Source organism: Pseudomonas sp. MPB23 (assembly GCF_046605395.1).
In the GTDB taxonomy this organism is placed as follows: domain Bacteria; phylum Pseudomonadota; class Gammaproteobacteria; order Pseudomonadales; family Pseudomonadaceae; genus Aquipseudomonas.
Map to the genome: position 1 here is coordinate 5,337,501 of NZ_CP176771.1, position 22,401 is coordinate 5,359,901.

25 protein-coding genes (1 of these 25 cut by a window edge) are annotated in these 22,401 nt (G+C 61.4%); 20 read left to right on the plus strand and 5 right to left on the minus strand.

The window, feature by feature from the left end; genetic code table 11:
- The 3 genes from ACLH0J_RS24020 to ACLH0J_RS24030 all read right to left on the minus strand — a co-directional run.
- Positions 1 to 1,785 carry the 5' portion of an aminopeptidase P family protein gene (locus tag ACLH0J_RS24020; protein WP_411389343.1) on the minus strand. The gene continues 24 nt to the left of window position 1, outside the view, so only the first 1,785 of its 1,809 coding nucleotides appear in the window; the start codon lies at positions 1,783 to 1,785; its stop codon lies beyond the left edge, outside the window.
- A 37-nt stretch (positions 1,786 to 1,822) separates the two neighbouring features.
- Positions 1,823 to 2,983: a cysteine desulfurase family protein gene (locus tag ACLH0J_RS24025; protein ID WP_411389344.1), complete on the minus strand. Its 1,161-nt coding sequence runs from the start codon at positions 2,981 to 2,983 to the stop codon at positions 1,823 to 1,825.
- Positions 2,984 to 3,216: 233 nt separating this feature from the next.
- Positions 3,217 to 3,486 carry a hypothetical protein gene (locus ACLH0J_RS24030; protein WP_411389345.1) on the minus strand — a complete coding sequence of 90 codons (270 nt, stop codon included), beginning with the start codon at positions 3,484 to 3,486 and terminating at the stop codon, positions 3,217 to 3,219.
- Positions 3,487 to 3,885: 399 nt separating this feature from the next.
- Between ACLH0J_RS24030 and msuE the strand changes: the two genes are divergently transcribed.
- The 4 genes from msuE to ACLH0J_RS24050 are packed head-to-tail and all read left to right on the plus strand — an operon-like array spanning position 3,886 to position 7,956.
- Positions 3,886 to 4,449 carry an FMN reductase gene (gene msuE / locus ACLH0J_RS24035; protein ID WP_411389346.1) on the plus strand — a complete coding sequence of 188 codons (564 nt, stop codon included), beginning with the start codon at positions 3,886 to 3,888 and terminating at the stop codon, positions 4,447 to 4,449.
- 9 nt (positions 4,450 to 4,458) lie between these two features.
- Positions 4,459 to 5,598, plus strand: coding sequence for an FMNH2-dependent alkanesulfonate monooxygenase (gene ssuD / locus ACLH0J_RS24040; RefSeq protein WP_411389347.1), 1,140 nt, complete (start codon positions 4,459 to 4,461; stop codon positions 5,596 to 5,598).
- 55 nt (positions 5,599 to 5,653) lie between these two features.
- Entirely contained in the window at positions 5,654 to 6,841 is a 1,188-nt protein-coding gene (locus ACLH0J_RS24045; protein WP_411389348.1) for an acyl-CoA dehydrogenase family protein, read from the plus strand.
- Between the two features lie 11 nt (positions 6,842 to 6,852).
- A complete protein-coding gene (locus ACLH0J_RS24050) occupies positions 6,853 to 7,956 on the plus strand; it encodes a sigma-54 interaction domain-containing protein (protein WP_411389349.1) in 1,104 nt (367 codons plus the stop codon).
- Here ACLH0J_RS24050 and ACLH0J_RS24055 read toward each other — a convergent pair.
- The gene (locus ACLH0J_RS24055) at positions 7,945 to 8,310 is read right to left on the minus strand and encodes an antibiotic biosynthesis monooxygenase (RefSeq protein WP_411389350.1); all 366 of its coding nucleotides are present in this window, start codon (positions 8,308 to 8,310) and stop codon (positions 7,945 to 7,947) included. The genes ACLH0J_RS24050 and ACLH0J_RS24055 overlap by 12 nt on opposite strands.
- 100 nt (positions 8,311 to 8,410) lie before the next feature.
- Here ACLH0J_RS24055 and soxR point away from each other — a divergent pair, with 100 nt between their 5' ends.
- The 10 genes from soxR (at position 8,411) to ACLH0J_RS24105 (ending at position 15,901) form a co-directional block, all read left to right on the plus strand.
- The gene (gene soxR / locus ACLH0J_RS24060) at positions 8,411 to 8,854 is read left to right on the plus strand and encodes a redox-sensitive transcriptional activator SoxR (protein WP_010568004.1); all 444 of its coding nucleotides are present in this window, start codon (positions 8,411 to 8,413) and stop codon (positions 8,852 to 8,854) included.
- A gap of 114 nt (positions 8,855 to 8,968) precedes the next feature.
- Positions 8,969 to 9,427, plus strand: a complete 459-nt coding sequence (locus ACLH0J_RS24065; protein ID WP_411389351.1) for a VOC family protein — start codon at positions 8,969 to 8,971, stop codon at positions 9,425 to 9,427.
- Between the two features lie 317 nt (positions 9,428 to 9,744).
- Positions 9,745 to 10,947: a PepSY-associated TM helix domain-containing protein gene (locus ACLH0J_RS24070; protein ID WP_411389352.1), complete on the plus strand. Its 1,203-nt coding sequence runs from the start codon at positions 9,745 to 9,747 to the stop codon at positions 10,945 to 10,947.
- Positions 10,944 to 11,483 (plus strand): thiamine pyrophosphate-binding protein, encoded by a 540-nt coding sequence (locus ACLH0J_RS24075; RefSeq protein WP_411389353.1) that lies wholly within the window; start codon positions 10,944 to 10,946, stop codon positions 11,481 to 11,483. Before ACLH0J_RS24070 ends, ACLH0J_RS24075 begins: the two co-directional genes overlap by 4 nt.
- Positions 11,480 to 11,809 (plus strand): hypothetical protein, encoded by a 330-nt coding sequence (locus ACLH0J_RS24080; protein WP_411389354.1) that lies wholly within the window; start codon positions 11,480 to 11,482, stop codon positions 11,807 to 11,809. Before ACLH0J_RS24075 ends, ACLH0J_RS24080 begins: the two co-directional genes overlap by 4 nt.
- Entirely contained in the window at positions 11,806 to 12,366 is a 561-nt protein-coding gene (locus ACLH0J_RS24085) for a DUF6162 family protein (RefSeq protein WP_411389355.1), read from the plus strand. Before ACLH0J_RS24080 ends, ACLH0J_RS24085 begins: the two co-directional genes overlap by 4 nt.
- A 19-nt stretch (positions 12,367 to 12,385) precedes the next feature.
- Positions 12,386 to 13,306: a metal ABC transporter substrate-binding protein gene (locus tag ACLH0J_RS24090; RefSeq protein ID WP_411389356.1), complete on the plus strand. Its 921-nt coding sequence runs from the start codon at positions 12,386 to 12,388 to the stop codon at positions 13,304 to 13,306.
- Complete coding sequence (locus ACLH0J_RS24095) at positions 13,303 to 14,049, plus strand: metal ABC transporter ATP-binding protein (RefSeq protein ID WP_411389357.1); 747 nt, start codon at positions 13,303 to 13,305, stop codon at positions 14,047 to 14,049. The genes ACLH0J_RS24090 and ACLH0J_RS24095 overlap by 4 nt, the downstream gene beginning before the upstream one ends.
- On the plus strand, positions 14,046 to 14,945 hold the full coding sequence (locus tag ACLH0J_RS24100; RefSeq protein ID WP_411389358.1) for a metal ABC transporter permease: 900 nt from the start codon (positions 14,046 to 14,048) through the stop codon (positions 14,943 to 14,945). The genes ACLH0J_RS24095 and ACLH0J_RS24100 overlap by 4 nt, the downstream gene beginning before the upstream one ends.
- A complete protein-coding gene (locus ACLH0J_RS24105; RefSeq protein WP_411389359.1) occupies positions 14,945 to 15,901 on the plus strand; it encodes a metal ABC transporter substrate-binding protein in 957 nt (318 codons plus the stop codon). The genes ACLH0J_RS24100 and ACLH0J_RS24105 overlap by 1 nt, the downstream gene beginning before the upstream one ends.
- 72 nt (positions 15,902 to 15,973) lie before the next feature.
- Here the strand turns inward: ACLH0J_RS24105 and ACLH0J_RS24110 are convergent, their stop codons facing one another.
- A complete protein-coding gene (locus ACLH0J_RS24110) occupies positions 15,974 to 16,687 on the minus strand; it encodes a UTRA domain-containing protein (RefSeq protein WP_010565208.1) in 714 nt (237 codons plus the stop codon).
- A gap of 348 nt (positions 16,688 to 17,035) precedes the next feature.
- On the opposite strand from ACLH0J_RS24110, the gene ACLH0J_RS24115 reads away from it, so the two are divergent.
- From ACLH0J_RS24115 to ACLH0J_RS24140, 6 genes are all read left to right on the plus strand, one after another.
- Positions 17,036 to 18,112, plus strand: coding sequence for an ABC transporter substrate-binding protein (locus tag ACLH0J_RS24115; protein ID WP_411389360.1), 1,077 nt, complete (start codon positions 17,036 to 17,038; stop codon positions 18,110 to 18,112).
- 158 nt (positions 18,113 to 18,270) lie between these two features.
- Entirely contained in the window at positions 18,271 to 19,077 is an 807-nt protein-coding gene (locus ACLH0J_RS24120) for an alkaline phosphatase family protein (protein WP_411389361.1), read from the plus strand.
- Positions 19,074 to 19,919, plus strand: coding sequence for an ABC transporter permease (locus tag ACLH0J_RS24125; protein WP_411389362.1), 846 nt, complete (start codon positions 19,074 to 19,076; stop codon positions 19,917 to 19,919). Before ACLH0J_RS24120 ends, ACLH0J_RS24125 begins: the two co-directional genes overlap by 4 nt.
- Positions 19,906 to 20,706, plus strand: coding sequence for an ABC transporter permease (locus ACLH0J_RS24130; protein ID WP_411389363.1), 801 nt, complete (start codon positions 19,906 to 19,908; stop codon positions 20,704 to 20,706). Before ACLH0J_RS24125 ends, ACLH0J_RS24130 begins: the two co-directional genes overlap by 14 nt.
- A complete protein-coding gene (locus ACLH0J_RS24135; protein WP_010565203.1) occupies positions 20,703 to 21,692 on the plus strand; it encodes an ABC transporter ATP-binding protein in 990 nt (329 codons plus the stop codon). The genes ACLH0J_RS24130 and ACLH0J_RS24135 overlap by 4 nt, the downstream gene beginning before the upstream one ends.
- Before the next feature lie 31 nt (positions 21,693 to 21,723).
- Complete coding sequence (locus ACLH0J_RS24140) at positions 21,724 to 22,377, plus strand: HAD family hydrolase (RefSeq protein WP_411389364.1); 654 nt, start codon at positions 21,724 to 21,726, stop codon at positions 22,375 to 22,377.
- Positions 22,378 to 22,401 lie beyond the last annotated feature (24 nt).

A 22,401-nucleotide genomic window follows, 5' to 3' on the forward strand; every position in this document is an offset into this window, starting at 1 on the left:
CAACCACTCAAGCCCCGCGCCATTGAGCAAAGGGCTCAAACGCTCACGCACCTCGGCGTGGTAGTCGTTGAACCACTCGCGCTCATCTGCCGTCAGCAGGGACGGCTCCAGGCAACGGGTGTCAATCGGGCACAAGGTCAGGGTTTCAAACTTGAGGAACTCACCAAACTCGGTCTTGCCCGCTTCACGGTTCAATACCAGGTTCTCGATTCGCACCCCCCAACGCCCCGGACGGTAAGTGCCCGGCTCAATGGACGTGATCATGCCCGGCTGCATCGCCGTTTGCGGTGCCGCAGCAGCCTGGTAGGCGATGACTTGCGGACCTTCGTGCACATTGAGGAAATACCCTACGCCGTGCCCGGTACCGTGGCCGTAGTCCACACCCGCAGCCCAGATCGGCGCGCGCGCAATCGAATCCAGCAGTGGCGACAGAATGCCCTTGGGGAACTGTGCACGGGACAAGGCAATCACGCCCTTCAGCACCCGGGTGCAATCACGTTTCTGTTCTTCGCTTGGCGTACCGATAGGCACCATGCGCGTGATATCCGTGGTGCCGCCCAGATACTGGCCTCCCGAATCGATCAACAGCAAGCCATCACCTTCGATCAAGGCGTGCTCTTCTTCGGTCGCATGGTAATGCGGCATCGCACCATTGGCGTTAAACGCGGCGATGGTGTTGAAACTCAGCGACACATACCCCGGGCGCCGGGTACGCGCAGCAGTCAGGTGTTCGTCGATGGTCAGTTCGGTGATACGTTCGCGCCCCAGCGCGCGGTCAAGCCAGGCGAAGAATTCGCACAACGCCGCGCCGTCCTGTTCCATGGCTTGGCGGATGTGTTCCGCGTCGGCCAGGCTCTTGCGGGACTTGGCCAGCGTGGTCGGGTTCAACCCTTCGATCAGCTTGACGCCGGCATCGAGGTTTTCCAGCAACCCCGCAGTCACGCGCGCCGGGTCGACCTGCAAGCTGGCGCCTGCCGGCACGGCACGTAGCGCGTCCGCCACTTCACGGTAATCGCGCAGTGTCACGCCATCCTGCTCCAGCACAGCCCGCAGCTCGGCATCGACCTTACTCAGAGCCACAAACAAGGTGGCCTGTTGTTGATTGATCAATGTAAAAGACACAAACACCGGGTTGAACGAAACGTCACCGCCGCGCAGGTTGAACAGCCAGGCGATGTCATCCAGGGTGGCGATGAAGTGCCAATCGGCGCCCTTCTCTTTCAAACTGGCACGCAGGGCCGCAAGTTTCTCGCCACGGCTGACCGTGGCCTGCGGCGGAAGGTGTTGATAGATAGGCTGGTTCGGCAATGCAGGGCGGTCTTGCCAGACTTCGCTCAGCAAGTCGATATCGGTGCGCAGCCGCGCACCGCGCTCGGCCAGTTTGCCGCCCAAGGTCCGCGCCGAGGCGACCGCCATGACCGCGCCGTCCACCGCCACCACAGCGCCTTCGGGTGTTTGCTCGGCCAGCCACTCCAGGGGGCCTGGTTGGCCTGGCTGCAGTTTCACCAGCTCGATGCCGCTGCCTTTGAGTTCCTTGGTCGCCTGTTCCCAGTAACGACTATCCGCCCACACACCGGCGAAATCGCCAGTGACAATCAGCGTCCCCACCGAACCATGAAACCCCGACAGCCATTGGCGGCCCTGCCAGTAACCTGGCAAGTACTCGGACAAATGCGGGTCGGCCGAAGGCACCAACAGAGCATGGATACCCTCGCGGCTCATCAATTCACGGGTATGCGCCAAGCGCTGGGGTACCGTTCCATGGGTCAAAGGCTGCGTACTCATTGTGTCTCCTGCTAACCACGAATAATTGTTATGTAAATCAGACGGCCCAAAACGCCGGCGCACTGGCGAGCATGGCTTTGATCAGTTGCACCGCCTGATCGATATCCTGCTCGGAGGTAAAACGGCCCAGGCTCAAGCGAATGGTTCGGCTGGCGCTGTGTGCGTCATGCCCCAGCGCCAGAAGCACATGGGACGGCGCATTACTGGCCGAGTTGCACGCCGATGTCGCGGAAAACGCGATGCCCGCACTCAGGGCGGCGGAATTGAATTCGCCCTCGCCAAACGTAAGGCTGAGGGTATGGGGAATACGTTGGGTCGGGCTGCCATTGAGGCGCACGCCAGCAACTGCTTCCAATTGATCGAGCAAGCGCTGACGCAAGGCCACGATCGTGGCCGTCTCTTCGGCGAAGGACTCGCCGGCCAGGGCAAACGCCGCGCCCATGCCAGCGATCTGGTGGGTGGCCAGGGTGCCGGAGCGCAAGCCACCTTCGTGGCCGCCGCCGTGAATCTGCGCCAGCACCTTCTGCTGCGCCCGAGGCCCCACATATAACGCGCCGATGCCTTTGGGTCCGTACAGCTTATGGGCGGAAAACGACATCAAATCCACCGGCCATTGCGCCAGGTCGATTGCCACCTTGCCCGCCCCTTGCGCCGCGTCCACATGCAATAAGGCACCGTGTTCACGTACGCGTGCGCCGATGGCCGGGATGTCGTTCAGCGTGCCCAACTCGTTATTCACCAGCATCAGCGAAATCAGGAACGTGTCCTCACGCAATGCTTCACTTACGGCGTCGGCAGTGATCAAGCCGTCTGCGTCCGGCACCAGGAAGGTCACCGCTATGCCGGCTTCCTGCAACTGCCGTGCGGTGTCCAGCGTGGCCTTGTGTTCGATCTGGCTGGTAATGATGTGCCCACCCGCCACGCCCCGCGCCTGGGTCACGCCCTTGATGGCGAGGTTGTTGGACTCGGTGGCGCCGGAGGTCCAGACGATCTGCTCAGGCTGGGCACCGACCAGTTCGGCCACCTGCCGACGCGCCTGTTCGACCGTTTGCCGGGCCGCTTGGCCGAATGCGTGGGAGCTGGATGCGGGGTTACCGAAATTGGCATTGAAGCCCAGGCACTCGACCATTACCTGAATGACTCGCTCATCCACCGGGGTGGTGGCGGCGTAGTCGAAATACAGCGGACGTTTATTCATGACAATTAAGACTCGCAGAGCAGGTTCCCGAGAGCAGCGTCTCAGGGGCATCAACCGGAACAGAGGTCGTCAGGTTTACCGGATCGAGTGCCATTAAAGAAGGACCACTTTATGCAAATGTGCGTAGGAACGCTCCTGAAATTCAGCTTAACAGGCTGAAGTCGCACCATGGAAAACAAAAAGCCCGAGGTTCCTTGGGGGAATCCTCGGGCGTTTGGCTGCGGGAAGCGGATTCAACTGGGACGATCTTTCAGTGCCACGCTGTGCTCGGCATTCATTTCACCCTGGTGATCAAAACCAAACTGTTTCTGTGGCTGGCCGGTCAGTGCCGCACGTTGCTGTTGATATTCATCAAACGACAGTCCGCGACGGCTCAGCGCCTCCAAGGCCAACTCTTTGGTTTCTTCCGCTGTGTACGGGCGCAATTCGGGCGAAGGACTGGTCGCACAACCAGCAAGGACTGCGGTGACAAACAGAAGGGACACAGCGAGAAATCGGTTCATGGCGCAGGCTCTGGAAAGTAGGTTTCAAATCAATGGACACAGGCTACTCCCGCCCTAACGCAGTTAAAAATCATCGTCCGTGATAGTTGCTATCACCTGACGCAGCACGTGCGATGGCGATCCTTCATATTCTTTTAAGATCTATAAATATGGAAATACGTTCATTTACGGAATAAATGTAACCCTCTATAAATGACTCCTCATCTGACCGGTACTGTTCGCCACGCAACTGTTGTCCTGGCAACAGCCATTCAACAAATCACCAGTCAGACAACAGCAGCATTCTTCAGCAGAGAACCCGCAGACCACGCCGTTCAAGGCCTGCAGCCGTTGGTACAGCTCTTGCTCAACCCGCTGCACCACACCTGCTATGAACCACTGTTGAAAAAGGAACTGTTCATGACCCGTCCCCTGAATGTCGTAGCCCTCTCCGGCGGTACCTGGCGCCCGTCCCGCACCCTCGTGCTCACACAGGCCGTGCTGGCTGAGCTGGCCACTTTGCTGCCGATCCAGGCCACCCTGATCGAACTGGGCGACATTGCCCGGCCTTTGGGCGGTGCGTTGTCCCGCGATGAACTGCCGGCCGAAGTCGAAAACCAACTGTTGGCCATCGAACAGGCCGACCTGCTGATCGTCGCCGCGCCGGTCTATCGAGGTTCCTATCCGGGTCTGCTCAAGCACCTGTTCGACCTGGTCGACCTCAACGCCTTGATCAACACCCCGGTCTTGCTCGCGGCCACTGGCGGCAGCGAACGCCACGCGCTCGTCCTGGATCATCAATTACGCCCTCTGTTCAGTTTCTTCCAGGCCCTGACGCTACCAATCGGTGTGTACGCCACCGAGGCCGACTTCACCGACTATCAAATCACCAGTGAATTGCTAAAAGCCCGTATTCAACTGGCGGCAGAACGCGCCGCGCCGTTGTTCGCGGCGCACTCCCCTTCTCTGCTGAAAATCGCTTAAGGATTTGTCATGGATGTTTTCTGGTTTCTGCCGACTCACGGCGACGGTCATTATCTGGGCACCACTCAAGGTGCTCGGCCGGTCACCCTCAATTACCTGAAGCAAGTCGCCCAAGCGGCTGACAGCCTGGGTTACTACGGCGTGCTGATTCCAACCGGACGCTCGTGCGAAGACTCCTGGGTCATCGCCTCGGCACTGGTACCACTGACCGAGCGCCTGCGCTATCTGGTGGCAATTCGCCCAGGCATCATTTCGCCCACCGTGTCCGCACGCATGGCTGCCACCCTGGACCGCCTGTCCAACGGCCGCTTGCTGATCAACGTGGTCACCGGCGGCGACCCCGACGAAAACCGTGGCGACGGCAGCTTCCTCGACCACAGCGAACGCTACGAAGTCTCCGACGAGTTCCTGCGCATCTGGCGCCGCGTGTTGCAGGGTGAATCGGTGGACTTTGAAGGCAAACACCTGCGCGTACAGAACGCCAAGGCGCTGTACCCACCGGTGCAAAAACCTTACCCGCCGCTGTACTTCGGTGGTTCCTCCAACGCCGCCCACGACCTTGCCGCCGAACAGGTGGACGTGTACCTGACCTGGGGCGAGCCGCCCGCCGCCGTCGCGGAAAAACTCGCGGATGTCCGCGAACGCGCAGCGCGTCACGGGCGCACCGTGAAGTTCGGTATTCGCCTGCATGTGATCGTGCGCGAAACCGAAGAAGACGCCTGGAAAGCCGCCGACAAACTGATCGAGCACATCAGCGACGAAACCATCGCAGCCGCGCAAAAATCCTTCTCGCGCTTTGACTCCGAAGGCCAGCGCCGCATGGCCGCCCTGCACGACGGGCGCCGTGACAACCTGGAAATCGCCCCCAACCTGTGGGCCGGCGTCGGCCTGGTGCGCGGCGGTGCCGGCACGGCGCTGGTGGGCAACCCGCAGCAAGTCGCCGAGCGCATCAAGGAATATGCGGACCTGGGCATCGAGAGCTTCATCTTCTCCGGCTACCCGCACCTGGAAGAAGCGTATCGCTTTGCCGAACTGGTGTTCCCACTGCTGCCGGAACCCTACGCCAGCCTGGCCGGACGCGGCGTCACCAACCTCACCGGCCCGTTCGGCGAAATGATTGCCAACGATGTACTGCCCGCCAAGTCCTGATCGGCGCAGCGGCGGGAATGGCCCTGGCCGTTCCTGCCTATAAAGAGGAAACCCCGTGACAGCCAAACCCCACAGTGTCCTACCGTCGCCTTTGCAGACCGCCAGACTGCTGGCCGCCGAATTTGCCCTCACCGCCGTCGAACGTGACGAGCGCGGCGGTACCCCCAAGACCGAACGTGACGCCCTGCGCCAGAGCGGCCTGCTGGCCCTGAGCATTCCCACCCAGTACGGCGGCCTCGGCGCGCGCTGGAGCGAGACCCTGGGTATCGTGCGCGAATTCGCCAAGGTCGACAGTTCCATCGCCCACGTCTTCGGCTTCCACCACCTGATGCTCGCCACGGTGCGGCTGTTTTCGCGGCCGGACCAATGGCAACCCTGGTTCGAGCAGACCGCGCGCAAAAACTGGTTCTGGGGCAACGCCCTCAACCCGCTGGACACACGCACCGTGGTCAAGGACTTCAGCGGCTGGCGCGAATTCTCCGGCAAGAAGAGCTTCTGCTCCGGCGCCAGCGACTCGGAAATGCTGATCGCATCGGCCGTGGATGAAAGCGCCGGCGGCAAGCTGCTGATCGCGGCGATTCCCAGCGGCCGCAGCGGCATCACCTTGCACAACGACTGGAACAACATCGGCCAACGCCAGACCGACAGCGGCAGCGCGAGCTTCGAGCGGGTGCGCGTCGAGGAATCGGAATTGCTACTCGACCCGGGCCCGCTGAGCACGCCTTTCGCCTGCCTGCGCCCGTTGATCGCCCAGTTGACGTTCACCCATATGTTCCTCGGCATTGCCGAAGGCGCCTTCGACGAAGCGCGCAACTACACCCTGACCGAGACCCGTTCATGGCACAAATCCTCGGCTGAAGACGTGCGCCAGGACCCTTACGTGCTGCATCACTACGGCGAGTTCTGGGTGGCCCTGGAAGGCGTACGCCTGCTGGTGGAACGTGCCTCAGAGTTGCTCGACCAGGCGTGGGCCAAAGGCCCCAGCCTCAGCGAGAACGAACGCGGCCAATTGGCTATCGCGATCGCCACCGCCAAAGTCGCCTCCACCCGCCAGGGCCTGGAACTGTGCAGCCGCTTGTTTGAAGTCACCGGTGCGCGCTCCACCCACGCGTCGCTGCGCCTGGACCGCCATTGGCGCAACCTGCGCACACAAAGCCTGCACGACCCGGTGGACTACAAACTCCACGAACTGGGGGATTGGGCGTTGAACCAATCCCTGCCGATTCCCACGTTCTATTCCTAAGAGAGGTGCCTATGCAGCTTTTAACCTTACCGCCCTCGCCCGCCCTCGCGACCTCGATCCGCGCCACGGCCCAGGTCTTCGAAGACCCGAAATCCCAGGCGCTGCTCGACCACATCCAGCAAGTGGCGCCCAGCGAAGCCAGCGTGCTGATCATCGGCGAGACCGGTACCGGTAAAGAGCTGGTGGCGCGGCATATCCACAACCTCAGCGCGCGGCGCAACCGGCCCTTCGTGGCGGTGAACTGCGGGGCGTTCTCCGAATCCCTGGTGGAAGCCGAGCTGTTCGGTCACGAAAAAGGCGCGTTCACCGGCGCCCTCAGCGCCAAGGCCGGCTGGTTCGAGGAGGCTGACGGCGGCACGCTGTTCCTGGATGAAATCGGTGATTTACCGATGGCGATCCAGGTCAAGTTGCTGCGGGTATTGCAGGAGCGCGAAGTGGTGCGCCTGGGTTCGCGCAAGAGCATTCCAATTGATGTGCGCGTACTGGCCGCGACCAACGTGCAACTGGAAAAAGCCATCAACGCCGGGCATTTTCGCGAAGACCTCTACTACCGTCTCGACGTGGTGAGCCTGGAGCTCAGCCCACTGCGCGAGCGTCCCGGCGATATCCTGCCGCTGACCCGGCACTTTATCGAAGCCTACAGCCAGCGCCTGGGCTACGGCCAGATCACCATCAGCCGCGAAGCCGAACACAAGCTCAAGAGCTACAGTTGGCCGGGCAATATCCGCGAACTGGAAAACGTGATTCACCACACCCTGCTGATCTGCCGTCACGGCGTGATCGAGCGCGACGACCTGCGCCTGTCGAACATGCGCATCGAGCGTCAGGACGACAGCCCGCACGGCACCGACAACAGCGCCGAAGCCCTGCTGGAGCGGGCCTTTCAGAAACTGTTCGAAGAACAGGCCGGCGCACTGCATGAAAAAGTCGAAGATGCGTTATTACGCGCCGCTTACCGCTTCAGTCATTACAACCAGGTGCACACCGCCAACCTGCTGGGCCTGAGCCGCAACGTCACGCGTACGCGCCTGATCAAGATCGGCGAACTGGCGGTGAACAAGCGCCGCCCCGGAGAGAACCTGCAGGGCGAGCGCATGCTGCACTTATCCATTTAGGCGGCAATGCAACGCGTTGTCATGGCTGCGCTCGAAGCTGCGCAGCACCTGGAACGAACCAAAGGTCACCGCCGTGGCCTGATGGGCGCGGATCAGCGTCCAGAAATCCTCCTCGCCGTGCTCAAAGCATTTGAACGCCGCCTCACCGTCCTCGCGGGAGTGCCATTGCAGGTAATTGAGCACCCGCCGCCCATCTTCGCTGACCTGCACACTCGCATTGATAAAGCCTGCGTGGCGTTGGGCCAGGCGTTCGCTTTGGGTGGACAGGGCCGCCACCAGAGCAACTTGCTGCTGCGGCTCGATCTGAAATTCGATCAATTGAGTGAAGCTGCGATTCTTCTCTGATACCTGCATGAATACTCCCCTTTCTATGTAGGCAGAATCTTGCGATTCGATACCACGCAGGGTAAAACCTCTAGTTAAGTCAAGGTCAAGCACCTCACTGGAGTTTTTCATGGTGACCAAGGAACTCACCGTCGGCCAACTCGCTGCCCGCAGCGGTGTGGCGGTTACGGCCCTGCACTTCTACGAGTCCAAGGGGCTGATCAAAAGCAATCGCAATGCCGGAAACCAGCGACGTTATCCGCGGGACGTGTTGCGGCGCGTGGTGGTGATCAAGATCGCCCAGCGCCTGGGGATTGCGCTGGCGACAATTGGCGAGGCGTTGCAGACGTTGCCGGAGGGGCGCACGCCCAACGCTCAGGATTGGGAGCGTTTGTCGGCGCTGTGGCGGGAAGACCTGGATGAGCGCATCAACAAGCTGATCATGCTGCGCGACAAGCTCAATGGCTGTATTGGCTGCGGGTGTTTGTCGCTGGACGCCTGCCCGCTGCGTAATCAGGATGATCAGCTCGGTGAGCAAGGGCCGGGGGCGCAGTTGCTGGAGCCCACCCCCTGATTTTTACCGCACACCGTCGCCAGGCAAATACCTCGTCGACTGGTCGCAAGCCTCTGCGGACGTGACCTATAGTGAAAACGCCGTCCCTCCATAACCACAACCAAGGAGAACGATATGAGCGTTAAACCTATTCCCGAGGGTTATCACAGCGTCACGCCTTATCTGGGGATCAACGAAGCGGCTGAAGCCATCGATTTCTACAAGAAAGCCTTTGGCGCTACCCAAGCCATGCGCCTGGACATGCCCGATGGCAGGGTCGGTCATGCCGAGCTGCGCATTGGTGACTCAATGATCATGCTGGGCACGCCTTGCGATGAAATGTCCCTGAGTAGTCCGGCTGAACGCACCAGCGTCGCTTTGCAACTGTATGTGAGCGACGTTGACGCGCAGTTCAAACAAGCGGTTGCCGCGGGCGCCAGCGTGGTGTCCGAACCGGAGGACCGCTTCTATGGCGACCGTTCGGGAAGCGTGAAGGATCCATTCGGTCACCTCTGGTACCTCGCCACGCGCATGGAAGACCTGACCGAAGAACAGATCCGTCAACGCGCCATGGCGATGTTCAAGCAAGGCTAAGCGGACATACCCCCCTGCTCGAGACGGGAAATGTGTGGGAGGGGGCTTGCTCCTGATGGCGGTGGATCAGTCAACGCTAAGGCGACTGTCACACTGCAATCGGGAGCAAGCCCCCTCCCACCATTTGAACGACGTTGTATCAGAGCCTCTGAAAGCACCACGAATGCGAACCTGAAACATTTTCTTTCATTTGCGGCTTAGGGATTTCTCATTCTCATCCGTCTTAACTTAGATACAGCCTGTCGCGTCAGCAGAAGCTACGACCGGCCTTTTCCGGGCATCCCATTGCCCCTCTCCGATCAAGACCCCTCATTCACATGTCGAAGAAGTCACGCTCCAAACTCTGGTTTCTCGTCCATAGCTGGCTGGCGCTGCCCATTTGGTTCTTTGTACTGATCGTCTGCGTCACCGGCACCCTGGCGGTGGTCAGCCAGGAAATCGTATGGCTGGCCAACCCGGATATCCGCGCGAGCAAGCCGTCGGACGATGCCCAACCGCTGAGCTTCGATCAGGTCATCAGCGCCATCAAGCGCGCAGAACCGCAGGTAATCGTGAAGTCCATCATTCGTCCGGACGAATCGCACTTCGCGCTGAGTGTCGGCCTGAGCTACCCCGACGGCCGCTCGGTGGAGGTCTACGTGAACCCTTACACCGGAGCGATCCAGGGCATCAGCCCCTCGTTCGACTTCAAGCAATTTACCCGCGCCCTGCACGGCTGGTGGCTGGTGCCATTCACCAACGGCTTCAGTTGGGGCTGGTACCTGGTATCGGCACTCGGCTTGCCGCTACTGGCCTCCTTGATCACCGGGCTGGTGGTCTACAAGCGCTTCTGGAAAGGTTTCCTGCGGCCGACCCTGCGTATTCGCCACGGGGCACGGATCTTTTGGGGTGACTTCCACCGCCTGAGCGGGATCTGGTCGATCTGGTTCATCGCGGTGATCTCCATCACCGGGACCTGGTTCCTGATCCAGGCGATCCTCGGCGATAACCAGATTTCGATCTCCAGCGAGCCGATCGTCCCGGTCATCGCCCGCGAGAAGGTACCCATGTCCGCGCCCGGCGTGCCGGCCCCCACGATCCCTCTCGACGAGGCGATCAGGATTGCCGGCGAGCGCATACCGGGGTTGGAAGCCACGTTCGTATTCCTGCCGCTCAACGCCTACAGCCACCTGCAGATCGGCGGCCGGGGCTGGTACCCATTGATGTTCCAGACTGCGCAACTGAACCCCTATGACGGTGAAATCGCCGTCTCGCACCAACTGTCCGATCGTACCGCCCTGGAGTTCGTCACCGAATCCATGCGCCCGCTGCACACCGGCGACTTCGGCGGCATCTGGATCAAGCTGATCTGGGCGTTCTTCGGCCTGGTGCTGAGCATGATGGTGTTGAGCGGCCTGCTGATCTGGACCAAACGCACGGCCCTGGCCACCCTCAACGCCCTCAAGCGCGAAGCCAAGACGCAACGGCAGCCCGTGTCCATCCCGGCCATGCAGGCTGAAACCTCGGAGGCCAATCGATGAGCAAGGTCGCTAGCGCAACACCGCCTTCGCCCCTGCGGACCTTGTGGCTGAAATGGCGATTCCATATCAATGTGCTGCTGTTGCTGATCCCACTGGGGTTCATGCCCAAATACTTCGCCGACGCCGCGCTGTTTCGCGGAGACACCGGCATCGGCGAGCGGGTGGTGGGCGATGTGCAGGTCGGGCCCTGGCGCCTGAAGCTTGCCGAGTTCCGCAACGAAGGCCCGCGCCCGGACGCGGCCGGCCCGATGAAGTTCTTCAACGCCGCCCTGTGCGACACCTGCGCCGACCAGGTCAAGGCCACCTACCTGCGTATCGGCAAACCACGCAGCCTGCGCGCCGCCGGGGTGATCTTCTTTGGCACGCCCTACCGCATGGGCGCCACCCTGCCCGTGCCGGAACGCACACCTGTCGACGCCGAACTGTGGATCACCATGGAAGGCTGGGACGGCACGATGCACCAGGGCTCCATCCCGCTGAGTCAGGCTTCGCCTGCCACCATTGCCTGGCTGAACAAGCAAGGAGTTAAACCATGACGTTGATGCGCCTGTCCCGAACCTGTGTCGCACTGTTGCTGAGCGCCGGTTTCAGTAGCGTTGCCCTGGCCCACAACCCGATGTGCGAGTGCCAGGAAATCCCCGGCGACCAGATCCAGTGCAAAGGCGGCTTCTCCGACGGCAGCGGTGCGCCCGGCGTGACCCTGGATGTGATCGGCTACGACGAAACCATCCTGGTGCCCGGCAAGCTCGGCCAGGATTCGACCGTGACCTTCAAGAAGCCCTCGGCCGAGTTCTATGTACTGTTCGATGCGGGCCCCGGTCACGTGGTGGAAATCGACCAAGCGGATATCCAGCCTCAATGACCACGACACAGGTTGTACGCCCCGCCGGTGCCGGGCACGAAACCCTCTACGTCCTGCTTCTGTGCCTGATCATCCTCGCAGTGGCCGGCACAGTCGTGACGCTGCGCGGCGAGTCGCAGACCGTTGCCGCCGTGCCCAGCCACCAATTGGACGCCCGCCGCGACCTCAGCGCCGCCGAACAAGGCATCTATGCCGATCTGCGCGTGACCCTGGATGAAATCCACGTGCTGCAGCAGGAGCAAAACGCCCTGCCGACGCCTGAGCAACTGGCCGAAGAAGGCTTTGCGCCCTTTGCCCAGGACGCCAGCTCGGTCAGCCGTGGCGCCCATCGCTGGCAGTTGCTCGCGCCTTCGGCGTACCTGGGCCTGAGCCAGACGCCCGCCACCAGCGGCTCGCTGCTGATGCGCGTGCAGGGCGAAGAGCCGGATATCTGGCTCAACCGCGGCAATGACCTGGCCGCCCCCTCCGACCTCACTGACCAGACGCTGATCGCAGCCGGCTGGCAGCAGGTGGTCGCGCAATTCGATGCCGGCGTCACCCGCCAGCACCGTCACTGAACGAGAAGACCGATTGCCCATGTCTATTTCATCTCCCCTGTTGCGCCTGTTGCTGGTTGGCCTGTTCAGCCTGATGCTCGCCCCCCTTGCCCACGCCGACGCGACCAAGCGCCTGCGCATCGGCATCACCCTGCACCCTTATTACAGCTACGTGGCCAATATCGTCGGCGACAAGGCCGAGGTGGTGCCGCTGATTCCGGCCGGCTTCAACCCCCATGCCTACGAGCCACGCGCCGACGACATCAAGCGCATCGGCACCCTCGATGTGATCGTGCTCAACGGCGTCGGCCATGACGATTTCGCCGACCGCATGATCGCCACCAGCGAGCGCCCGGACATCCCGGTGATCGAAGCCAACGCCAACGTGCCGTTGCTGGCCGCCACCGGTAATGCTGCGCGCGGTGCGGGCAAGGTGGTGAACCCGCACACGTTCCTGTCGATCAGCGCGTCCATCGCCCAGGTCAACAACATTGCCCGCGAACTGGGCAAGCTCGACCCGGACAACGCCAAGACCTACACCCAGAACGCCCGCGTCTATGGCAAGCGCCTGCGCCAGATGCGCGCCGACGCCCTGGCCAAGCTCACCAGCGCCCCCAACCCGGACCTGCGCGTCGCCACCGTGCACGCGGCCTACGACTACCTGCTGCGCGAATTCGGCCTGGAAGTCACGGCGGTGGTCGAGCCCGCCCACGGTATCGAGCCCAGCCCCAGCCAGTTGAAAAAAACCATCGATGAACTGCGCGCGCTGGACGTGAAGGTGATCTTCTCGGAGATGGATTTCCCGTCCACCTACGTCGAGACCATCCAGCGTGAATCCGGGGTCAAGCTGTACCCGCTGTCACATATTTCCTACGGTGAATACAGCGCGCAAAAGTACGAAGTCGAAATGACCGGCAACCTCAACACCGTGGTGCGGGCGATTCAGGAGTCGGGGACATGACGGCCGCGCAACAATTGAGAGTTGCCAGCGTTGGCCCGACGCTCGACTTCGACAAGGTGTCACTGATCCTCGGTCGCACCATGATCCTCGATGGCGTGAGCTTCCAGGTCCAGCCGGGCAGCATCCATGCGCTGGTCGGCCCGAACGGCGGCGGCAAAAGCTCGCTGATCAAGACGCTGCTGGGGCAAACGCCGCACCAGGGTCGATTGAGCCTGCAGTGGCCGGCCACGCCCGGCACTATCGGTTATGTGCCCCAGGCGCTGGAGTTCGACCGGGGCCTGCCGATGACCGTCGATGATTTCATGGCTGCCATGTGCCAGCGGCGCCCGGCATTTCTCGGTGTGTCCAGGCATTACGCCGCCGCGATTGGCGAGGCCCTGGAACGCGTCGGCATGCAGGACAAACGCAAGCGGCGCATGGGCGCGCTGTCCGGTGGTGAGCGTCAGCGTGTGCTGCTGGCCCAGGGCCTGATCCCGGCGCCGCAACTGCTGGTGCTGGATGAACCGATGTCGGCCCTCGATGAAGCCGGCATCCAGGTGTTCGAACGCTTGCTCAACGACTGGCGCCTGGCCGGGATCACCGTGCTGTGGATCGAACATGACCTGGAAGCCGTGGGTCGCCTGGCCGACCGCGTCACCGGGCTGAACCGCCGCGTGCTGTTCGACGCCACGCCCAAAGAGGCACTGACCCCGGACCGCCTGCTGACCCTGTTCTCCACCCACCCTCGGAGCCCGGTGCAATGAGTTATGAAGCGTTTCGCCTGATGGTCCAGGGCTGGGCCTCTTCCGGCTATCTGCCGGAGGCGCTGGCCTATGGTTTTGTGGTCAACGCCCTGCTCGCCGGCCTGCTGATCGGGCCGGTACTAGGCGGCCTGGGCACGCTGGTGGTGGTCAAGCGCTTTGCGTTTTTCTCCGAAGCGGTTGGCCATGCGGCACTGACCGGCGTGGCCGTGGGCATTCTGCTCGGTGAACCGTACACCGGGCCCTATGGCAGTTTGTTCGGCTACTGCCTGTTGTTCGGCATTCTGCTCAACTACCTGCGAAACCGCACGGGGCTCGCGCCGGACACCTTGATCGGCGTGTTCCTGTCGGTGTCACTGGCGTTGGGTGCAAGCCTGCTGTTGATCCTGGCGGGCAAGATCAACGTGCATATCCTGGAGAACGTGCTGTTCGGCTCGGTGTTGACGGTCAACGGCAACGACCTGCTGGTGCTGGCGATTGTCGGTTCGCTGGTGATGGCCCTGGCGCTGCCGTTGTACAACCGCATCATGCTCGCCAGCTTCAACCCGCAACTGGCGGCGGTGCGCGGCGTGGCGGTAAAGACCCTGGATTATCTGTTCGTGATCCTGGTGACGTTGATCACCGTGGCCGCGGTCAAGGTGATCGGCGCGATCCTGGTGGGCGCGCTGCTGGTGATCCCGGCTGCGGCGGCACGCCTGTTGAGCCAGTCGCTCAAGGGTTTCTTCTGGATCTCGGTGCTGATCGCCACCCTCAGCACCCTGTGCGGCATCCTGCTGCCGATCATCTTCGACCTGCCTATTCCGTCCGGCGCCGCGATCATCCTGGTGGCCGGTATCGCCTTCGCCCTTGCTGCCATCGCGCGCGGCACTGTACCCAGCCTCAAAGGGAATCTTGGATAATGCGCCCTCTACTTCGCCCGCTGGCCTTGACCATCGCCTGCTTGATCAGTGCTTCGGCGCTGGCCGTCGACGGGTTCGACACCACGGACTTCAAGGCCAACCATGGTCTCGGCCATGCCGCCCTGACCCAGACGAAAAAGCCGCTCACGGTCCTGGCCTCTCTGCCCATCACTTATGGGCTGGCCGACGTGCTGCTCAAGGGCACCGATGTGCAATTGCAACGCGCCGCGCCGGCGAACCTGCCCGGTTCGCGACAGGTGTCGTACTTCACCGGACGTGGCGCACCGGCCCTGAGCAAGTTGGCAGTGGATGCCGACGCCGCCATCGGCCTGCGCTCGCTATGGGCCGATGACCCGCTCTACCCCGTGGCACGCCGCAGCAATATCCGCATCGTCGAAGTCGACGCCGCCCGCCCGGTGGACGGTGGTTTGCCGGGGATCGCCGTGCAACCGGGCGTGACCGATGGCCTGAACAGCCAGCCGTGGCAATCGAGCAACAATATGGGACGCATGGCCGATGTAATGGCCGCCGATCTGAGCCGCCTGGCGCCCAACGCCAAGCCGAAGATCGACGCCAACCTCGCCGCCCTCAAACAGCGCCTGCTCAAGCTCACCGCGGACAGCGAAGCGCGATTGGCCGAGGCGGACAACCTCAGCGTAGTCAGCTTGAGCGATCACTTCGCCTATCTGATCAGTAGCCTGAACCTGGAAGTGCTGAACACCGACGCACGGCCCGACGCCGACTGGACGCCCGAAGCGTTGCAGAAACTCAGCGCCGACCTGAAGGACAACCAGGTGGCCGTGGTGCTGCACCATCGCCAGCCGAGTGAAGCGGTGAAAACCGCTGTGGCGGCGGGCGGTGCGCAACTGTTAGTGCTGAACGTCGATGGCGCAGAACCGGTGACAGAGCTGCAAACCAATGTGGATCAGGTGATCAAAGCGCTCACACCAAACTGAAAGCACCTCCGATGAAGGGCGGGCTCGCCACAGCGGACGGTTTGCCACATGAAGCTTGTCCGACGTGCACCTTCACACCACATCCACGCCCACATGAATCGCATCATGCCGCCAGAACTCCAGGTCGCAGTCGATCAAGCGCTGGTGCTGGTCGTAATTGACCCTGGCAATACGCAAGCCGGGGCTGCCCACCGACACCCGTAATGCAGCGGCGGCCTCCACCGGCAGTGAGGTTGGCACGATTTCGAAACGCACCCGCCCGTAGTGCAAGTCGTACTTGCGGGCGTACAGCTCAGTCATCGACTGATTCAAATCGCACGCCAATATTCCAGGGAAATACTGCGGGTTCAGGTAGTGCTCCACATACAACACCAGCCGCCCGTCGATCCGCCGCCTCCGGCAGATCTGGATCACACTGGACAACGCCGGCAACTGCAACCACGCACACACCGCCGCCGACGCCGGTTGCAGCCGCGCAGAGATCACTTCGGTCGATGCCACGCGTCCCTGGTCGCTGACCATGGCGTGAAAGTGGCTGCGCTGCATCAGGTTGTAGGCCAGCCGTGGCGGCGAGACAAACCAGCCACGGCGTTCCTCACGATAAATCTGGCCTTGAGCTTCCAGTTGTAACAAGGCTTCCCGCACGGTAATTCGAGTGGTACCAAACAACTCGCTGAGCTTGCGCTCGGCGGGCAGTTTGCTTGCAGGCGGCAACAAGCCGTGGTCGATCTGCTCTTGCAGTGCCAGGCCGATGGATGTCACCGCCTTGATTGCCTCATCACGCATCAACGTTACCTATCTGGACTAGACCAGCACCGTTCAGGTGCACAAACCGCGCTCTATTTGGGCTTTTGCTGTTGCCTGCCAGCCTAGGCATTACAGATGACCGACAGATGACAACTCATGTCGAGCCCCCTGAGTACACCCTGCAATACATCGGCCAAGTCCAGACTCTACGGGCACTTGAGCATGGTCTACGCTAAGCCTGCGCTAAGCGACATTCATGCTTTAAAAACGACATCGACACGAAACTGTCATCCATCGCGTCTAGATTGGCTCAGGTATTGCTCTGACCTAGACCAACAACACCGTCGAAAAAAAACGCCGCGTTGAATACGCCCATAGGAGCTTCGGATGAAACAGCTTTTCCTGGCATCACTGTTAGGCTCGACCATTGCCATGTGCGGCGCCGCCATGGCCGCTGATACCGATTTGAAAACCCTTGAAGCCGCCGCGAAAGCGGAAGGCGCCGTCAACAGCGTCGGCATGCCCGATGACTGGGCCAACTGGAAAGGCACCTGGGAAGACCTGGCCAAGACCTACGGCCTCAAGCACATCGACACCGACATGAGCTCGGCCCAGGAAATCGCCAAGTTCAAAGCCGAGAAAGACAACGCCAGCGCCGATATCGGCGACGTGGGCGCAGCCTTCGGCCCGATCGCGGTGAAGGAAAAAGTCACCCAGCCATACAAACCGTCCACCTGGGCCCAGGTGCCGGATTGGGCGAAAGACAAAGACGGTCACTGGGCATTGGCCTACACCGGCACCATCGCGTTCATCGTCAACAAGAAACTGCTGCACGGCTCCGAAGTCCCTACCCGTTGGGCTGACTTGCTAACCGGCAAATACAAAGTCTCCGTGGGTGACGTGAGCACCGCGGCCCAGGCATCCAACGCCGTACTTGCCGCAGCCATCGCCAACAAAGGCAATGAGAAGAACATCGCCCCCGGCCTGCAGTTCTTCACCAAGATCGCCCAGCAAGGTCGACTCGGCCTGTCCAACCCGACCATCGCCACCATGGAAAAAGGCGAAATCGAAGTGGGTATCGTCTGGGACTTCAACGGCCTGAGCTACAAAGCCAAGATGGCCAACCCGGATGACTACGTGGTGCTGATCCCGTCGGATGGCTCGGTGAAATCCGGCTACACCACCATCATCAACAAATACGCCAAGCACCCGAACGCCGCCAAGCTGACTCGTGAGTATATCTTCAGCGATGCCGGCCAACTCAACCTGGCGCGTGGCAATGCGCGTCCGATCCGTGCTGAAACCGACCTGAAACTGCCGGCCGATATCGCCAAGAACCTGATCCCGGGCGAGCAGTACACCAAGGCCAACCCGCAACCGATCAAGGACGCCGATGCCTGGGAAAAAACCTCCAAGAAGTTGCCACAACTGTGGAACGAGCAAGTCATCGTAGAAATGAAGTAATCGGGCTCAAAGCCTGACACGGTCATTGTAGGAGCCGGCTTGCCGGCGATAGCGCTCGAACATTCAACATCTAATGTTGGCTGATACATCGCCATCGCAGACAAGCCCGCGCCTACAGATCAGGTTCCAAGCCCATCTGTTGCGGAGCTCCAGCCCCCATGAAGCACAATGTCATCCTTGTCGTGCTCGACGGCCTGAACTTCGAGGTTGCCCAGCACGCCATGGGGCACTTGCAGGCCTATATAGGCGCAGGACGCGCAGCCCTCTACAAACTGGAATGTGAACTGCCCAGCCTGTCCCGTCCGCTGTATGAGTGCATCCTCACCGGCGTGCCACCGATCCAGAGCGGCATCGTGCACAACAACGTCTCGCGCCTGTCCAACCAGCGCAGCATTTTCCATTACGCCACTGACGCAGGGCTTACCACTGCAGCGGCGGCTTACCACTGGGTCAGCGAGTTGTATAACCGCACGCCCTTTCTCGCCGCCCGTGATCGTCACACCGACGACAAGGCGCTGGCGATCCAGCACGGGCATTTCTATTGGAATGACCACTACCCGGACTCCCACCTGTTCGCCGACGCCGAGAGCCTGCGGCTCAAGCACACGCCGAACTTTCTGGTGGTGCACCCGATGAATATCGACGACGCCGGCCACAAGCACGGCCTCGACACCCCGCAATACCGCAACAGCGCACGCTCGGCCGACATCATCCTCGCCGACTATCTGCAAGGCTGGCTCGATGCCGGCTACCAGGTGCTGGTGACTGCCGACCATGGCATGAACAACGATCGCTCCCACAACGGCCTGTTGCCCCAAGAGCGAGAAGTACCGCTGTTCGTACTGGGCGACGCCTTCAGCCTGAATGCCGACGCCGCGCCGAAACAGACCGACCTCTGCGGCACCGTTTGCGAACTGTTGGGTGTGCCCCACGACAAACCTGTCTGCCGGGAGCTGCTGAAGTGAATACCCTGAGCCGCAGCAAATGGCTGGCACTGCTCTGCCTCGTGCCTTTCGCATTGTTCTTTATCGTGTTCGAGATCGCCCCGTTGGTATGGGTCCTGATCAACAGCGTGCAAACGGAAGACGCCGGCTGGAGCCTGGACAACTTCACGCGGATCTTCAGCTCGAAGTTCTATCTGCAAGCCATCCAGCTCAGCCTGGAGATCAGCTTCTACTCCAGCATTTTCGGCATCGTCATCGCTACCCTGGGCAGCTACTCCCTGCGCCGGGTGGATTCGCCGCTGCGCAATTTCGTCACCGCGTTCGCCAACATGACCAGCAACTTCGCCGGCGTCCCCCTGGCGTTCGCGTTCATCATCCTGCTGGGGTTCAACGGCAGCATCACCATCATGCTCAAGCAGGCGGGGATCATCGAGGACTTCAACCTCTACTCCAAAACCGGATTGATCATCCTCTATACCTACTTCCAGATTCCCCTCGGCGTGCTGCTGCTCTACCCGGCCTTCGACGCCCTGCGCGAAGACTGGCGCGAGTCGGCTTCATTGCTGGGAGCTAATGGCTGGCAGTTCTGGCGGCATATCGGCCTGCCGGTACTCACACCGGCGCTGCTGGGTACGTTCGTGATCCTGTTGGCCAATGCCCTGGGGGCCTACGCCACGGTCTACGCCTTGACCACCGGTAACTTCAACGTGCTGCCGATCCGCATCGCCGGCCTGGTGTCGGGGGATGTGTCGCTCGACCCGAACCTGGCCAGCGCACTGGCCGTGGTGCTGGTGGCACTGATGACCCTGGTCACCGTGGTCCATCAACTGCTGCTCAAGAGGAGCTACCATGTCTCGCGCTGAAGCCGGCCCGGCCTCCCTCTATCATCGGGTCGTGGTGTACCTGTTGTTCGCGATCCTGGTGCTGCCGCTGGTCGGTACCTTTGTCTACTCCATCGCCAGCAGTTGGTCAGCGACCATCCTGCCCGCCGGTTTTACGTTCAAGTGGTACGCGCAGTTGTGGAGCGACCCGCGCTTCCTGATGGCCTTCGCGCAATCGTTACTGGTGTGCGTGGGCGCGCTGATCCTGTCGGTGGTGTTGATTTTGCCGCTGCTGTTCGTGGTGCATTACCACTTTCCCAAGCTTGACGCCCTGATGAACATCCTGATCCTGCTGCCCTTCGCGGTGCCGCCGGTCGTGTCCTCCGTGGGCCTGTTGCAACTGTATGGTTCCGGGCCCTTTGCGATGGTGGGCACGCCGTGGATTCTGATCGGCTGCTATTTCACCGTAGCGCTGCCGTTCATGTACCGGGCGATCACCAACAACCTGCAAGCCATCAACCTGCGTGACCTGATGGATGCCTCGCAACTGCTCGGTGCCAGCACCTGGCAGGCGGCGATCCTGGTGGTGCTGCCGAACCTGCGCAAAGGCTTGATGGTCGCACTGCTGCTGTCGTTCTCGTTCCTGTTCGGCGAGTTCGTGTTCGCCAACATCCTGGTGGGCACCCGCTACGAAACCCTGCAGGTGTACCTGAACAACATGCGCAACAGCAGCGGCCACTTCACCAGTGCCGTGGTCATTTCCTATTTCTTCTTTGTGCTGGTGCTGACCTGGGCCGCCAACATCTTGAACAAGGACAAAAGCCAATGAGCTTCGTCAGCGTCCAACACCTGCAAAAAGGCTACGCCGGCACGCCGGTGTTCAGTGATATCAACTGCGAAATCGCCAAGGGCGAGTTCGTCACCCTGCTCGGTCCGTCGGGTTGCGGCAAGTCCACCCTGCTGCGCTGCATCGCCGGCCTGACCTCGGTGGACAGTGGGAAAATCCTGCTCGATGGGCAGGACATCGTTCCCCTGAGCCCGCAGAAACGCCATATCGGCATGGTGTTCCAGAGCTATGCGCTGTTTCCCAACATGACCGTGGAGCAGAACGTTGCGTTCGGCCTGCGCATGCAAAAGGTCAATGCCGACGACAGCCACAAGCGCGTGCAGGAGGTGCTGCAACTGGTGGAACTCAAGGAACTCGCCGGCCGCTACCCGCACCAGATGTCCGGCGGCCAGTGCCAACGCGTCGCCCTGGCCCGTTCCCTGGTCACCCGCCCACGCCTGTTGCTGCTGGATGAACCGTTGTCGGCGCTGGATGCGCGGATTCGCAAGCACCTGCGCGAACAGATCCGCCAGATCCAGCGCGAACTGGGGCTGACCACGATTTTCGTGACCCATGACCAGGAAGAAGCCCTGACCATGTCCGATCGCATCTTCCTGATGAACCAGGGCAAGATCGTGCAGAGCGGCGACGCCGAAACCCTCTACACCGCGCCGGTGGATGTATTTGCGGCCGGTTTCATCGGCAACTACAACCTGCTGGACGCCGACAAGGCCAGCCAACTGTTGCAACGGCCGATCAGCGGGCGTATCGCGATTCGCCCGGAGGCTATCGAGCTGAGCCGCAGTGGCGAACTCGACGCCCTGGTGCGCAGCCACAGCCTGCTGGGCAACGTGATTCGCTACCGCATCGAAGCCCGCGGCGTGGAATTGGTGGTGGATGTGCTCAACCGCTCGGCGGACGATCTGCACCCGGACGGCCAGCGCCTGGCACTTTCCATCGACCCCAGTGCGCTGTGTGAAGTAGCCTGACAGGCAGTGATTCATTGAGAGAGCGTAACGGATGGCATTGGTAATTTTTGATTTGGACGACACCCTGATCCACGGCGACTGCGCCACGCTGTGGAGCGAGCAGATGGGCCGCCTGGGCTGGGTCGACCCGGAGTCGTTCATGCGCAGGAACAACGAACTGATGGACGCCTACAGCCAGGGCAAGCTGGCCATGGAAGAGTTCATGGACTTCAGCCTGGAGCCCATGATCGGGCGCACCCCGGAGGAAATCGAGCACTTGGTCGAGCCATGGGTCGAGGATTTTATCGAACCACTGATCTACAGCGACGCCACCAAGACCATCGCCCGCCACCGCGCCAATGGTGACCGGGTCCTGGTGATTTCCGCCTCGGGTACCCACCTGGTCACGCCGATTGCGGCGCGTATCGGTATCGACGAAGTGCTTGGGATTGATCTGGACGTTGGCCATGGCGTGTACAGCGGCCGTACCGTCGGTGTTCTCACCTACCGCGAAGGCAAGATCACACGCCTGCTGGAGTGGCTGGAGCGTGAAGGTGAATCGCTGGACGGCGCGTATTTCTATTCGGATTCGCGCAATGACCTGCCGTTGCTGCTGAAGGTGGATTACCCACAGGTGGTGAACCCCGATCCGGTGTTGCGCGAACACGCTGAAAAAGCCGGCTGGCCGATCCACGACTGGAGCTGACACCGCGCCTCTCGACTTGAAACC